Source organism: Frankia sp. CcI49 (genome assembly GCF_001983215.1).
Classification (GTDB): domain Bacteria; phylum Actinomycetota; class Actinomycetes; order Frankiales; family Frankiaceae; genus Parafrankia; species Parafrankia irregularis.
The window spans coordinates 83537-97544 of sequence record NZ_MOWP01000039.1; the positions used below are offsets into that span (position 1 = coordinate 83537).

The 14008-nt window shown below is 69.8% G+C and carries 13 protein-coding genes; 1 reads left to right on the forward strand and 12 read right to left on the reverse strand.

From position 1 onward, the window contains the following. Positions 1–404: 404 nt before the first annotated feature. From CcI49_RS33730 to CcI49_RS33775, 10 genes are all read right to left on the reverse strand, one after another. On the reverse strand, positions 405–947 hold the full coding sequence (locus CcI49_RS33730) for a hypothetical protein (protein ID WP_076833407.1): 543 nt from the start codon (positions 945–947) through the stop codon (positions 405–407). 154 nt (positions 948–1101) lie between these two features. Beyond that, positions 1102–1989 (reverse strand): virginiamycin B lyase, encoded by an 888-nt coding sequence (locus CcI49_RS33735; protein ID WP_076833468.1) that lies wholly within the window; start codon positions 1987–1989, stop codon positions 1102–1104. Between the two features lie 595 nt (positions 1990–2584). After that, on the reverse strand, positions 2585–3139 hold the full coding sequence (locus CcI49_RS33740) for a PIN domain-containing protein (protein WP_054570618.1): 555 nt from the start codon (positions 3137–3139) through the stop codon (positions 2585–2587). Positions 3140–3142: 3 nt separating this feature from the next. Beyond that, the gene (locus CcI49_RS33745; RefSeq protein ID WP_054570617.1) at positions 3143–3601 is read right to left on the reverse strand and encodes a helix-turn-helix domain-containing protein; all 459 of its coding nucleotides are present in this window, start codon (positions 3599–3601) and stop codon (positions 3143–3145) included. A 256-nt stretch (positions 3602–3857) separates the two neighbouring features. Continuing rightward, the gene (locus CcI49_RS33750; RefSeq protein ID WP_054570616.1) at positions 3858–4295 is read right to left on the reverse strand and encodes a hypothetical protein; all 438 of its coding nucleotides are present in this window, start codon (positions 4293–4295) and stop codon (positions 3858–3860) included. A 122-nt stretch (positions 4296–4417) separates the two neighbouring features. Then, positions 4418–4774 (reverse strand): TadE/TadG family type IV pilus assembly protein, encoded by a 357-nt coding sequence (locus CcI49_RS33755; protein WP_050795912.1) that lies wholly within the window; start codon positions 4772–4774, stop codon positions 4418–4420. A gap of 149 nt (positions 4775–4923) precedes the next feature. Next, a complete protein-coding gene (locus CcI49_RS33760; RefSeq protein WP_054570684.1) occupies positions 4924–5127 on the reverse strand; it encodes a hypothetical protein in 204 nt (67 codons plus the stop codon). 189 nt (positions 5128–5316) lie between these two features. Then, the gene (locus CcI49_RS33765) at positions 5317–6438 is read right to left on the reverse strand and encodes a type II secretion system F family protein (RefSeq protein ID WP_054570615.1); all 1122 of its coding nucleotides are present in this window, start codon (positions 6436–6438) and stop codon (positions 5317–5319) included. Next, positions 6435–7295 carry a type II secretion system F family protein gene (locus tag CcI49_RS33770; protein ID WP_054570614.1) on the reverse strand — a complete coding sequence of 287 codons (861 nt, stop codon included), beginning with the start codon at positions 7293–7295 and terminating at the stop codon, positions 6435–6437. The genes CcI49_RS33765 and CcI49_RS33770 overlap by 4 nt, the downstream gene beginning before the upstream one ends. Next, entirely contained in the window at positions 7295–8644 is a 1350-nt protein-coding gene (locus CcI49_RS33775; protein WP_054570613.1) for an ATPase, T2SS/T4P/T4SS family, read from the reverse strand. The genes CcI49_RS33770 and CcI49_RS33775 overlap by 1 nt, the downstream gene beginning before the upstream one ends. Positions 8645–9346: 702 nt before the next feature. Between CcI49_RS33775 and CcI49_RS33780 the strand changes: the two genes are divergently transcribed. Beyond that, on the forward strand, positions 9347–11263 hold the full coding sequence (locus CcI49_RS33780; protein WP_054570612.1) for a PAS domain-containing protein: 1917 nt from the start codon (positions 9347–9349) through the stop codon (positions 11261–11263). A 45-nt stretch (positions 11264–11308) separates the two neighbouring features. Here CcI49_RS33780 and CcI49_RS33785 read toward each other — a convergent pair whose 3' ends face one another. Both CcI49_RS33785 and CcI49_RS33790 read right to left on the reverse strand, forming a co-directional pair. Then, positions 11309–12973 carry a hypothetical protein gene (locus CcI49_RS33785; RefSeq protein WP_076833408.1) on the reverse strand — a complete coding sequence of 555 codons (1665 nt, stop codon included), beginning with the start codon at positions 12971–12973 and terminating at the stop codon, positions 11309–11311. 521 nt (positions 12974–13494) lie between these two features. Continuing rightward, on the reverse strand, positions 13495–13986 hold the full coding sequence (locus CcI49_RS33790) for a hypothetical protein (RefSeq protein WP_076833409.1): 492 nt from the start codon (positions 13984–13986) through the stop codon (positions 13495–13497). Positions 13987–14008 lie beyond the last annotated feature (22 nt).

Below are 14008 nucleotides of genomic sequence, written 5' to 3' on the forward strand. Positions count from 1 at the left end.
CCTGCCAGCGCGTGAGGAGGTCGCGGCACTGCTCCGCCGGCCAGGTGAAGAAGTCAGAAGGGTGCCACTCGGAAGGTTCAGCCAGCTCCGGGCATTCCTGGAAACGATTCTCCTCGGGACCCTTCTGCGCCTCGCGGAAAACCCCGGGGACTGTGGATAAGCCCGGGGACATACGATTGCGGGCTGCCGAGCCGCAGGAAGACGCGGATCGCGACAGGCCCACCTCCGGCTCCCTCGCCTCGTCGGATGAGATTGCTGACCGTTCTGCGCCCGCACTCCTGGCGATGGCCAGCGGGCTACAGGCGATGGCCAGCGGGCGACGCGCCGTCAACGCCGTCCGGCCCGCCGAGTCCGGGAACGGATATGCGTACGCCCAGTTTCTCCGTTACCGCCCGGGGGTCGCGTCACCCCCGGGCGCCGGGCTGATTCAGCCAGACGTCGATGATCTGGGCTGCGGTGGTCGCGATCGTCTGGCCGGTGGTGTCGATGACCGTTGTGCCTGACGGGTCACACTGGTCGATCATTTCAAGCTGCCGGATGGTTCGGGCGAGCTGCGCCTGCGCACCAGATCCGATCTCTCGACGGTGGATCCGGCTGGCGAGCGTGGGAAGGTCGGCGGTCAGGCGGACGACGGTGACGTCCGCACCGGGCACCGCTTCTGCGATCCAGGCCGCCTCCTCGGCGAGGGCGACGAAGACGCCGGTGAGCAGAAGCCGTGTGTGGCCGAGGGCTGCGAAGGTGCTCCAGATCGCGGCGAGGTTGCGTCGGGACAGCTCACTGGCGGGCAGTCCGGGGGGCGGCCAGGGGTGGACTCGGTCAAGCTCATCAGAGTCGATCATCGCGTGTGCCACGTCGAGGGCACGCAGCCGATGGGCGACCTCGTAGGCGGTCGACGATTTACCGACGCCTGCCGCGCCGCAGATCAGCAGGATGTGGGTGGCGGACATGGACTGGATTCTCGGCGTCTCATGGAGGCGGTCGCTATTCGGTTTCCACGTCCGTGCCTGCAGCCGAGCGTGGGCGCGCTGTGGACTCGGCCGAACTCATCAGCTCACCATGACATAGCCGATCTTCCAACCGCTGTGGCCGTAATCAACGGGGTCAGTTCTCAGAAACGACCGCAGTCCGCTCCAGGCGCGCGAGTCCTCCGGTTTCGAGTGCGACGAAGACGGTCCCTTCTCCGGTGACGGTGAGACCGTGCGGTTCACTGGACGGCGTCGGCAGCTCGTATTCGTCGATCCTTCCGTCGGGAGTGATGTGACCGATCCGGCCCGCGGCCCAGGTGGTGAACCAACAGCCGCCGGTGAGCGGGTCAGCGATGATCGCGTGAGGCCGGGCCTCCCGATCGGGAAGGGGAAACTCCTCGATCCTTCCGTCGGTGCGGATCCGGCCGATCTGACCGGCGGCGATCTCCACGAACCAGATCGCACCATCGGTGTGGCGGCAGATCCCGACCGGAGCCGCGCCCGGGGTGGGCAGCGGGTGAAGCGTGATCTTCCCGGCGGGAGTGATGCGACCGATCGCGTTCGCCTGGTTGAGGGTGAACCAGACGGCCTGGTCGGTTCCAACAGTGATCGCCGCCGGCAGGGCGCCGGTCACGGGGAGCGGGTACTCGGCGATCGTGCCGTCGGTGGTGATGCGTCCGATCCGGTCACTGTTCATCTCGGTGAACCACAGGGCGTCGTCCGGGCCGGTCGTGATACCGAAGGGCCCACCGTCCGGAGTAGGGACGAGGTAGGACGTGGTCGCGCCGTCGCGGGCGATCCTTCCGATCCGGTGGTCACGGTTGCGGGTGAACCACATCGCGCCATCCGGACCCTCGGTGATGATCGACGGCCCGCAGGAGGCCGGGGCGAGCTGATACGAGTCAAGATGACCACCAGGGGTCAGCCGCGCGATCCGCCCGGCGTGAACCATCGTGACCCACAGCGTCCCGTCTGGCTCGGCGCTCAGGTCGTAGGGGCCGGCGTCAGGCCCAGCTATCCGCATCTCGCGGATCAGGGCGCGTCCATGGTGGGGAACCACGGGTCTCCTCACGGAATAGGCGCGGTCACGGTCATGGCTGCCGGAGACAAGGAGTCGACCTGCCGCCAGCGCTGATCAACGCGACCGGATCATCGCAGCCCCTTGCCCCTGGCCAGCCGACGCACGCACCGACGAGGCTCTCGCCAGACCCCCGCCCGCAGGCCGCACTCCTGCCAGTTACCGGTGTTCCGAGCGCTGTTCCACGGCGCCACAGGTCATCAGAACGGCACAGCCGCTGGTCAGAGGCCCGAACGATCAGCCCGATAGGCATCGACGACCACCGTGAACTGGCCGTTCATTTCACGTTATCGCTGTGCTCACCTGCGAAGACCCTGATCCGGCGCGAACGAAAGTGCGCCACTTTACCGTGGTGTTGTCGATCTTCTATCGGGGTCTTCCACCGAGTCGCCTGGCAAAAGCCGACTATCAACTCCGTCGTTTCAAAGGGCTCCGTCGTCGCCCCGTCCGCGAAAGGCTCGTCGCCGCAGACAGCCAGACCCTCTCTGCCCCGCCGACGCCGATCCCGTAGGCCGAACACCCGCGCACCATCGCTGGGTGGCTACAGCGCGCGAAGCGCCGCTATCGACTCCACGAGTCCGCTACGTTCAAGCTGCCGCAGGACGTCGTCGACGGACTCCGGTGGCTTCGTGCGGGAGTCAGCGATCTGCTGGATGGCTGCGACCACCGCCTGCCCTCGAATGCTCAGCTGGTCCAACACGAAGGCATCGGGCGACTGCGCTTCGACGGCCCACAGTTCCAGATCGGCAGCCGGGAAATCCTTCAGGTTCCGGGTGACGATGACCTGTGCGCCAGCCTTGATCGCGGCTGCCAGCACGTGCCGGTCATCGGGGTCGGGAAGTTTCAGCCCGTCAATCAACGGCTCGTAGCCAGACACCAGGACGTCCCGAACAGAGGCGTTCATGAGGCTGCGGAGGCGATCACACTTCTCAGCCGAGACCTCCGGTCTGTTTCGCCTGATCGCGGCGAGCATCTCGTCGAGGATCTCTTCGGTCCACTTCGCCTGGACCAGACCCGACTGCGCGATCCGGATCAGCAGATCGCGCAATGTGTTCGGGTAGAGCACGTTGGCGTCGTAGACCACCGTGAAGGCCATCGGTCAGTACAGCCCCAGTTCCTGGGTCAGCGCGGTCAGGTCGTCGGCCGCACCCCTGCGCTCCAGATCGTCGCGGCTCCGGTACTCGTGAAGGTCACGGAACCTGACCCGCCGATGGGTGCCAACCAGGCGGAACGGGATCTCTCCGGACTCCAACAGCCTGATCAGATAGGGCCGGGAGACGTTCAGGAAGTCAGCCGCCTGCTGCGTGGTCAGCTCAGCGGAGTCAGGCGTGACGTTGACGCTCTCCCCCTGTGCCAGGAGCAGGAGGATCCTGGCGAGCAGAACGGTTGCCTCCCGGGGGACAACCAGGGCGTCGTCACCCGCCAGCTCCCCCCTGATCGTGTCCTGATCAGCACCAGGGTGCGTTGTGAGGTACTCACTGATGCGCCGTGCCGCCCGCCGGGCAAGCTCCGCACCGGAGTCGCTCCGCGCTGCCGCATCGTCAACCAGGCCAGGCATCGCACCACCCCACCAACATCCATGCCTCTCGTCCGCTGATCCTCAGCGACCCCAACCGCATCATCCGCAACAAACGCAATATCCGCAAGCCCTGTGCGCAGACACGCACGCGGCTCCTGCAGCCCCTGGCCAGCCGACGCAGGCACCGACGAGGCTCTCGCCAGACCTCCGCACCCAGGCCGCACTCCTGCCAGTTACCGGTGTTCCGAGCGCTGTACCACAGCGCCACAGGTCATCAGAACGGCACAGCCGCTGGTCAGAGGCCCGAACGATCAGCCCGATAGGCATCGACGACCACGGTGAACTGGCCGTTGACGGTAACGTCGGCGAGGCCGCCGGCGATGGCTCCAACGCCGGGCAGGGGGACGAGGGCGCGCACGCAGATGACGAAGCGGGCGCCCGGTTCCAGGGTGGCGGCGCCGTCGCCCGGGTTGCCCGCGCCGCAGTCGGCTCCCTGCGGGGCGAACCTGATCTCCGGCGCGGCGTGGATGCCCTGGTCGGTGAAGGCGAGCTGGGCCGCGAGTCGGGCGCGTTCGAGGCCGGCCGTCTCGTTGGGGGCGGTGGCATAGGCGCGGCCTGCCTCGCGGGCAGCCTGAGTCACCCCGAACGCGGCGCGTTGGACGGCGAAGACGGCCAGGAACAGGTAGACGAAGGGAATCAGCAGCACCAGGGACAGCCCGACGAACTCGATCATCGCCGACCCGCGGTCTGCCTCGGCCGGTCGCCGCCGCGACAGGCGCCACCGCGACGGGTGCGGACGTCCGCCGGCACGGCGGCTGYGGACTCGTCCAGAGCGCCGGCTGCGGATCGAGGGCCTCAAGGGGTCTCCTTCAGCGCGTGGCCGGTCACGGTCACGGTGACGCCGTCACCGAGCGGGACGAGGCTCAGCGGTACGACCACGGTGCAGGTGACCCGGACGAGCGGGATGTCACCCGGCCCGTCCTCCTCCTGGCCGGTGCAGACGGCGTCGGAGCGGCCGGGCAGCGACTCGGCGATGAGTCGCTGCGCGTAGCTGCCGCCCTCGATCGCCGGCACGTCGAGGTTCGCGGCGTGCCGGGCGCCTTCCGCCGCGTCCGCCGCGAGGGTGTTGCGCACGTGCAGGACGAGCCCGACCTGGATGACGCCCAGGATGAGGATCAGCAGCAGTGTCCCGACCAGGACGAACTCGACGATCGCCGAACCGCCGTCCGCAGGCCTGGTCTCGCCGGCAGGGCCGGCAGGGGCAGTGGGGCCGGCGGTATGGATGTCATCCGGCTGCGGGCCCCTGGCGCCAGGCAGGAACCTCCGGATTCGCCCGGGCACGGCCGTGCGAGGGCGGTCGATCAGTTCCCGCCGATGCCGGTCACCTGTTCGATAGCCGAGGTGAAGAGGGTCTGCAGTGCCGGCGTCGCCAGGGTGGCGATGGCGACGACCAGCGCGGCCGTCATCACCGTGACCATCACCCAGCCGGGCACGTCGCCGCGGTCGGCTCCGGCCGCCACCAGCCGGGCGCGCCGCGACTCCCAGCGAGCCGCCGCTCGTGACACGGCGGCACCGACTCGCTGGCCCGCCGTACGACCAGCGGAGCGGCAGGCCGTGTCGCCGTCCACGTTGCCGACTGTGCGGTCGGCTTCGTCGCTGGTGTTGCCTCTGATCCTTCTCATGTCCCCTCCCAGGATCCGATCAATCGGTGCCATCGGTTCGGCACCGCCCGGTGCCGGATGGCACCGGAAGCGTCACTGCGCGATCACCGTGAAGCTGACGAGCGCCGGGTAGAACGCGAAGATCACCGTCGTCGGGAGAATCAGGAAGACGACCGGAATCATCATCGCGATCTCCTTGCGCCCGCCGGCTTCCAGCAGCTGACGCTTGCCGGCCTCACGGACGTCCACGGCCTGTGCCCGCAGGACGTCCGCCAGCGGTGTGCCGCGCTCGATCGCCACCGCCATGCCGTCGACGAACCTGGTGAGCGGCGGCAGCGAGGTGCGGGCGGCGATGCCTTCGAGGGCCTGGACGAGGGTGGCGCCGGCGCGGGCGTCGGCCAGCGCGAGCCGCAGCTCGGTGCCGAGCTCGCCGCGGGTGAGGCGGCTGACCCGTTCCAGCGCGCCGATCGCGGACTCCCCCGCCGTGACGGCGAGCGCCAGCAGCTCGGCGACGGTGGGGAACTCCATGAGCATCCGGTCCTCGCGCTCGCGGATCGCGCGGGTGAGCCACCAGTCCCGGGCCAGGATGCCGCCGGCCGTTCCGGCGACGACGAGCGCGACGCCGACGAGCGCCGGCGGGCCGATGCCGAGCAGGGCGCGCAGCGCCAGCACGGACGCCCCGAGCAGCGCACCGACCACCGCGGTGATCACCTGCTGGACCCGGAACTCCTCGATGGTGGTCCGGCCACCGGCCTGGACGAGCCGGCGGGTGAGCGCGGTCCGGCCGCCGAGGAAGCGGTCGAGGCGCCCGGCGGCGTCCGCGATGAACGGGCGTAGCAGCGCCTCCACCGTGCCCAGCCCGACCAGGATCCGTGTCTCGGCACCGGCCGCGCGCCGGCCGTGCGCCCCGCGCCGGGAACCCGCGGCGAACCGCGTGCCTGACCCGGCTGACGCCGACCCCGACCCCGGCCCCGACCCCGGCCCCGAGGCGGTGGCGGAGGAGGTCGAGGTGGAGTCGGTGGCCCGGCGGCCGGCGGCCGCACCTGGCTCGGGTGCGTCCGAGAGCAGCCTGGACGGGGACGGTGTGTCCCGCAGGTAGGGATCCATCCGGTCGGCGAGGCGCACCTTGCGGGCTGGCGGCGATCGGAAGATCACGATGACCAGGCCGACGCCGAAGAGGAGCCCCACCAACGCGCCTGTCGCCGCAGTGCTCATGGCCGCAGCACCCGCTCCTCCTCGGGCAGCCGCCCGATCCGCTTCATGATCAGGTAGGCCAGGACGGACACGCCGGCGCCACCGGCGAGCACGGCCACCCCGGTCGGGCTGTCATAGGCCCGCACGTTCTCGCCGCGGCTGGCGAGCAGCAGCAGGACGATCCAGGGGGCCGCCATCGCGAGCCGGGCGGCGTTGACCGTCCAGGTCTGGCGGGTCTCCAGCTCGGCGCGGGTGCGGGCGTCCTCGCGCAGGAAGGTCGACAGGGTGCGCAGCAGGCGGCCCAGGTCGGTGCCGCCGACCTCACGGGCCATCCGCAGCGACTCGATGATGCGGTCCGCGACGGGGTCGGCCAGCTCGTCGGCGAGCCGGTCGAGGCAGGTCGAGAAGGAACCGGTCGCCCGGTAGTCCTCGCCGAAGCGGGTGAAGGCGGGGCGCAGCGCCACCGGGCCGCGCACGCCCACCGCCGCGAGCGCCTCGGGCAGCGACAGCCCGGCCCGCACGGCGCTGGCGAGGTTGTCGACGACGTCCGGCCACACCTCGCGCAGGTCGTGCATGCGGCCCCGGCGGCGGCGCAGCACGAGCTGGCGGGGCAGCAGCGAGGCGAACACGCCGAACGCGCCGGCGAGGGAGAACGTCCCGGAGAAGGCCAGTACGACCAGGCCGACGACCAGCCCCAGCGCGGCGCTGATCAGGACGAACTGCTGGGGGCTCACGCCGCGGATGCCCGCCTGGACGAGCGTCTCGCGCAGGTTGCGGGCCCAGGTGGGCTCGGCTCGTTGCGCCCTCGCGCGGGGGCGCCCGCTCATCACGATCAGGAACAGGCCGAGGCCGAAGAGCAGGCCGATGAACATGCCCATCAGCGCTCGACCGCGATCTGCGGGTGGTGCGGGTAGGGATTCTGCTGGTACGGGTGCTGCTGGTTCTGGTGTGGATGCGGGTGCGGGTAGCCGCGCTCGTGGCCGGGTGCGGCGAGCAGCGCGGCCAGGTCGTAGCCGGCACGCAGGAACCGCTCGGGGTGGGGCGGGTAGCCGTCGGCCCGCAGCAGCATCGAGCCGTGGGTCTGGAAGATCTGGGCGACCTCGACGATGTCGCCCTCGGCCCGGCCCGGCAGCGCGACGATCTCGCTGACCCGGCGACGTCCGTCCGCCTCCTTGGCCAGGTGGACGACGATGTCGACGCTGGAGGCGACGGTGGGCACGACGAAGGCGTGCGTGACGTTCTCCCCGGCCAGCAGCGGGAGGGTACACAGCTTGGTCACGGCCTCGCGCGCCGAGTTGGCGTGCAGGCTGCACATGCCGGGCAGCCCGGAGTTGAGCGCGATGAGCAGGTCGAGGGCCTCTTCCTGGCGCACCTCGCCGACGAGGATCCGGTCGGGGCGCATCCGCAGCGCCTCCTTGATGAGCCGCCGCAGTCGGATCTCACCGGTGCCCTCCAGGTTCGCCTGCCGGGTCTGCATGGCGACCCAGTCGGGCGCGCGCAGTCGCAGCTCGAAGACCTCCTCGACGCTGATCACCCGCTCGCGGGCGGGGATCGCGGAGCCCAGGCAGTTGAGCAGCGTCGTCTTCCCGGCCTGGGTGCCGCCGGCGACGATGACGTTCAGCCCGGAGATCACCGCCGCTTCCAGAAACAGCGCCGCGTGCGGCGTGATCGTCCCGAGCGCGACAAGCTCGTCCAGGCTGGACGCGGACAGGACGAACTTGCGGATGTTGACGGACCAGTGCACCCGGGTGACGTCCGGAATGACCACATGCAGGCGGGATCCGTCGGGAAGCATCGCGTCGACAAACGGGGTGGACAGGTCAACCCGGCGCCCGGATGACTTCAACATGCGTTCCACCAGGTCCTGGACCTGGTCATGGGTGAGAATCACGGTGGTCAGCTCGCTGCGGCCGTGCCGGGCGACAAACACCCGGCCGGGCTCGTTGATCCAGATCTCCTCCACCGTCGAGTCGTCGAGGTACCGCTGCAGCGGGCCGAAACCGGCGACGGCGTCATAGACCGAACGGGCGGTGGCATCCCGGTCCACCACCGGAGGAAGGTCACTGGTGAGAGCACGCTCTTCGTAGTCGGCGACCACGTCGTCGACGAGCTGGCGAATGTGCGCGGGTTCCCGGACCGGGTCGAGTGATCGACGACGTATCAGTTCACGGACCTCTCCTTCCACGTGAGAGGTCGCATCCATCCAGTTCCCGCGTACCGCCGCCACGGAGAATCGCCGCTCCTCACCGCCATCGACGCAACCTGCCGCACACACTTCGAAAGACCTGCCACGAAGCGTAGAAAGTCGGTCACTCCCTATCAACCCTTCCAAGCAGGTACTCAAGCAACAACGTTCGCACAACCTCTGGCACCCCTTGGCGCCGGGTCGGACCACCAGCGGCCACCCACCGCGCGCGATCCGACCAGATCCCACCTCAGCGATTACTTTCCGTAACCATCATCCCGGCCCGGCAACGATCTCCGTGAGCACTTTTGCCCGAGTTGTGGTGACGCACCCGCGCGGTCGGACGGGTTTGCCATCCACCCCGGCAACGGGTCGACAGATCGGCATCGAAACGCCGACCGTATACGCCGGGATCAAGGTGCTGGAGCGGTAATCTGCCGGCGGCCAGAAAGCCAGCACACACCCACACACCGGAGTACCGGAACTCGCCACTCCACCGAACTGGAACGCCGCGCCACCGCACTCAAAACCGACAACGCACGGTCCGCGCCGCCCGGCGGTACTTCCCCCACACCGCCCCGCACGTCGCCGACCGCCGCCGAAGCCTGCCTCGGGGGTCATTCACGTGCCCGGTCAGCCATTGACCCGTACCGCCGAACGCCCATCGGGCACGGCTGCCCCAGCGTCGTCGCGGAATGCGGCGGCGTTCAGAGCACGCCGACCGACACTCACCCGGGGACAGTGATGAACACCCACCACGGTGCCGAGCCGTCCGATGTGTTCGCAACCGCATGGGATGTATTCCGACGAATTGTCGACAACTGTCCGGTCGGTGTGTTCACCGCCGACGTCTCAGGTCGGCATGTTTTCGTGAACCGACACTGGTCCGTACTGACCGGAGTCCCTCGCGACAAGGCGGTCGGGCGCGGCTGGGAACGCGCCGTACATCCCGAGGATGTACGCACCGTGACCAGACAGTGGCACCTCTTGGTAACCGAGGGTGACGAGCTCTCGATCCCGGTCCGGCTGCTTCAGCCGGACGGGACGGCACGGCCGGCGATCCTGCGCGCGGCCGCGGTCGTGGGCGAGAACGGACATCGCCGTTTTGCCGGCACGCTGACCGCGGTACCGGACCGTGGCGAGGCGGATGCCGAGCTACCGGACCCGAACCCAGGGGCAAGGCCCGGCCAGAGGCTCGGGTTCGACCTCGACCTGGGCGACCTCGAGCTCGGCGATCTGGAACTGGGCGATCTGGAACTGGGCAGCCTCGACCCTTCGCGGTGGGCCGCCGAGCTGCTGGGTCCAGACGCTGCCGAGCCCGCAGTCGACCAGCCTGCGGGCGACCGTGGCAGCACGCAGATCGAGTGGCCCGGCGAGACCACGGCCAATGATCGAGCGGTCGCCGGGTCCGAACCCACGAACGATGACCGCGCTGCCGACGACGGCGGACCAGATGACCTGCCGTTGGACACCGTCGAGCTGCTCCGAGAGGAACTCGACCGGTTCGATCTGGCCACCGACGACCTTTGGCTCCTCCCCGGCGACGATGAGGAGCCGGCGGGTCCGGGCTGGACGGTTCCGCCTCCTCGGCGGCCCTCCGCGGGTGAGGTCGATCCGCCGGCCGTCGAGCCCGCGGAGCACCCAGGCCGGCCGTTCAGCGAGCGGCCACTCCCCGAGCGGTCCTTCACCGAGACGCCGTTCGACGACGCCGGACCTGGGGAGATTCCGTTCAACGACATCCCGTTCGGCGAGATCCCGTTCGGCAAGGCCACGTTCGGTGAGATCCCGTTCGGTGAGACTCACGTCGAGCAGGCTTCCCTCGGTGATCAGCCCGGGACTGAGCCGCTTACCGGCCCGACCCGGGCGCGTGCCACGGGACGGGCCGCACCGGGACCGGAATCGGCCGGCGACGGCAACGGGAACTTTTCTGCCGGTACGGGCGGTCTTCGTCCACCGGCGCCTGGGCCCGGTGCGAGGCCGCTGCGCGGCGGCGCGCTCCCCCCGGGCGCGGAATGGCGGGCGGCGGTCACCCCACACGGCGATCTGGGAAGTGCCCATCACCGCACCAGCCGCTCCGGGCCGGCGGGCGGTTCGCACCCGCTGGCCTCAGGGCCGACCGGCTCCTTCGGGCCGCGCCGTGGGTCGTCACTGTCCTTCGGTGGCCCGACGGCTCCGGGACCGGCGAGCGGCTCCGGGCACGACAGCTGCGACTGCGCGTTCGCCGAGATACGTCGTCTCTCGGATGCGTGCCATGAACGCGAACGTTGGCTGACCGCGCTGATGGCTGAGCTGCCGTCAGCGGTGCTGGTCGCCGATGCGGACGCCCGGGTCGTCGCTGTGAACCAGACCTACTGCGATCTGTTCGATCTCGCGGAGTCTCCGGTCGATCTGGTGGGCACGGACTGTCGCGCGCAGCTCCGCCCGCTGCCCGGCCTGGTCGAGGACCCGGCGGGCTTCGCGAGCCGGCTGGACACCCTGCTGCGGCGCCGACGGACCATGCGGCGCGAGACTGTGATGTTCGCGGACGGAAGGGTCTTCGAACGCAGTCACATTCCGCTCGCGGGACCCAACGGATACCACGGCCACGTGTGGATCTACGCCGACGTGACCGATCGACGCATCGTCGAGGCGGAGATCGAGGGCCTCATCTCCGGTCTTTGACGGCTCCGACCTTCGACAGGTCTGCGGCTCGCGACGGCGGCACCGTCAGGCGAGACCGCTGTGGTGCCGAGCCTGAAGATCACGGGCCTGGCCGACCCAGTCGTCGGAGATGATCCGGCCACCGAAACCATCCAGCATCTTCGCAAGCCGGTCGACTTCGGTGTCGCCCATTTCTGCGAGCTGGCGGAAGGTGGTGATCCCCAGCACCCGCAGCCGGGACTCGACCACCGGCCCGACTCCGACGATCTCCTTCAGATTGTCGGATGACGGGACGGGTTCGGCGGGCCCGCCCCAGGACGGCACGACGGCCACGGACACCGGCATCCCGTCAGCAGAACCTGATCTGTCGGCATCCATGCTCGCTCGATCATGGTGCTCGTTCATCGAAGCGGACGTGGCTGCCCCGACAAGCGCCGCACCGATCAGTTCCAGATCCTCCTCACGGGAGCCTGCGATGGCGCACAGCAGCGGGCCGGCGTCGAAGGCCCCGGCGGTCGACGGCACGTCGTCCGCCGGCACGTCGGCCGACGGCGCTCCCTCTGTGGACAACACGTCATCGAACGGCAGGTCGTGGGACTGCTCGCCCTGGGGCCACCCGCCCGAGGATGAGTTCTGCTGCTCGTGGCCTTCGTCGCCCTCGATCGGACCAGCCGCCAGCACCGGCTGGGCGGGACCCGCCGACCCGGAGCTGGGCTGCGGATCGACGGCGAGGGGAAGCTCTTCCTGATATCCGGCGAACTCGTCGGCCGGCGGCAGCGCCATCGATACCCGCACCTCCTCCGCCTCCGCGATGCGAGCAAGCAGCTTGATCCGTTCAGCCGCCCATTCCGCCTGGTGGCGGTCCAGGCGTGTGCTCATCGTGGCCACCTTCCGCTGAGCGTCCTCCGCCTCGGTGCGGACCATGGCAAGCCGCGAGGAGAACTTGGCCGCACGCGCCTCGGCCTCCTGGAGCTGCTCACGCAGCTCGGCCGTCTCGCGGGCCAGATCCGCAACGGATTCGAACCCGGACCCGGCTTCGACCGGATCAGCCGAAGGCGCAGGAATGCCAGGAACCGTCAGAACTGCCGGTGACACCGGCTGAACGACCGTCGGCGCACTCGCGGCGTCGACGTCGACGGGTGCCGCCCGCAGGGCTGACTCGATCTCGCCGATGCGGGCCCGCGCATCGGCGACCTGCTGCTCGGCGACCGCAACCCGCCGCTCGGATTCGACGGCCTGACGCTCGGCCGCGCCCAACCGGGTGACCAGCTCCGCCTTCTCCGCTGACCACCTCTCCTCCTGCTCCCGCAGGCGGCCGAGAAGCGCCTCGATGTCTCCGGCGGCGCCCCTGGGCTCCGCTGCCCGGGCCGCCGCCTCGGTCTCGTGGGGCACGCCCGTGTCGCGTTCCGGGACCACGCCAGACGTCACAGACACGCCAGACGTAGCCGGCCGGGCAGCGTTCGGACTGCTCGGCCGCGCCGACTGCTCGTGATCCTGGGAGTCGGCGGCGCCCTCTGCCGCGACCACGCGCTCGCCCACGGCCAGCGGATGCTTCGCCGCCGTCGTGCCCTGGGCGGAGACCGAGCCCGCCTCCGGACCGCCGGTGGCCGACACCACCGCGAGGCGCGCCTGCCGCCGCAGCGGCGCGACGAGGAAGAGCCAGGCCAGACCCGCGCCGATCAGCATCGCCACGAGGACGAAGACCAGAATCTGCCCGGCGAGATAGAGCACGGTTCACCAGCCTCCTACGTCACGCCACAGATATACCGAGGCCAAGGAACACGATGGAGAACCGACGACAACCCCCGCGAAGCCGTGGAGCACGCCACGAGCCAGCCGCAGCCGGACCCGTCGGCACACCCACACAAGGTGAGCCATGAGGGAGCAACCAGTTCCGCAACAACACTATTCGGAGCATCGACCGATGCCCGCCGCGGGGCGTCAAAAGCAACGTCGAGACGACACGACCGTTACATCACGCGGCACGGAAGATCACTTGGCGACGCCGAGGAGCTACACCCGCCGGACATGGTCAGGCAAAAAGACAATCAATCAGCAATTGACGACAACGACCACTGTCGGATCAGCTGCCAGCGTGTCGGCGCTGACAGGACAGGGGAAACACGACGGATCACACCGCCACAGCTCACCGGAAGTGCGACCGGGCGGCACCGGCCCATGCGAGCGAGGCGGCGCTACCCGCCGCCAGGGCTGGCGTGCCTGCCACCGCGCACCGGCGTGACTGCCACCGCTCAGAGGAGGTCGGCGAGCTCCTGGGTGGCGAACCACAGGAGCTCGAAGCCCTCGGCGCCGTCGACGACGAAGGCGGCGTCGTCGCTGCCGAGATCAGCCTCGAGCACCGCATCGACAGCCGCCCGCACGGCGGCCTGCGCCTCGCTGTCCGCCGGATCGTCCGTGTGGACGGCGCGGACGGAGGCCAGCGGGACGGGCCCGAGCACCTCCACCGCGCCCCGCTCCAGGTCGTCGCGGACCCGGACGCCCTTTTCCTCCACATCGGCGGCGAACACGAACCGCCGCGGCGGGGCGTCAGGGTCGGCGCCCAGCAGGCGCAGGCATGCCCGCGCCGCGTTCTGCAGCGCCGCGAACTCCATCTCCTCGGTGTCGGACTGGCTGTACCACTCCCGCAGCGCCGGAGTGACCGCGAACGCGGTGCCGGCCGGCACCGTCCGATCCCGCAGCACCGCTCGGGCGGCCGTGAGCGTGGAGGGAAGGTAGACGCGCATGGGGTCAGTGTGGCAACCCCGC

What these genes read in the sequence shown, in the direction of transcription:
- CcI49_RS33765 (WP_054570615.1), bottom strand. Translation starts at nt 6,438, where the DNA reads ATGAGCACTGCGGCGACAGGCGCGTTGGTGGGGCTCCTCTTCGGCGTC.
- CcI49_RS33790 (WP_076833409.1), bottom strand. Translation starts at nt 13,986, where the DNA reads ATGCGCGTCTACCTTCCCTCCACGCTCACGGCCGCCCGAGCGGTGCTG.
- CcI49_RS33780 (WP_054570612.1), top strand. Translation starts at nt 9,347, where the DNA reads ATGAACACCCACCACGGTGCCGAGCCGTCCGATGTGTTCGCAACCGCA.
- CcI49_RS33770 (WP_054570614.1), bottom strand. Translation starts at nt 7,295, where the DNA reads ATGGGCATGTTCATCGGCCTGCTCTTCGGCCTCGGCCTGTTCCTGATC.
- CcI49_RS33745 (WP_054570617.1), bottom strand. Translation starts at nt 3,601, where the DNA reads ATGCCTGGCCTGGTTGACGATGCGGCAGCGCGGAGCGACTCCGGTGCG.
- CcI49_RS33750 (WP_054570616.1), bottom strand. Translation starts at nt 4,295, where the DNA reads ATGATCGAGTTCGTCGGGCTGTCCCTGGTGCTGCTGATTCCCTTCGTC.
- CcI49_RS33730 (WP_076833407.1), bottom strand. Translation starts at nt 947, where the DNA reads ATGTCCGCCACCCACATCCTGCTGATCTGCGGCGCGGCAGGCGTCGGT.
- CcI49_RS33735 (WP_076833468.1), bottom strand. Translation starts at nt 1,989, where the DNA reads ATGCGGATAGCTGGGCCTGACGCCGGCCCCTACGACCTGAGCGCCGAG.
- CcI49_RS33740 (WP_054570618.1), bottom strand. Translation starts at nt 3,139, where the DNA reads ATGGCCTTCACGGTGGTCTACGACGCCAACGTGCTCTACCCGAACACA.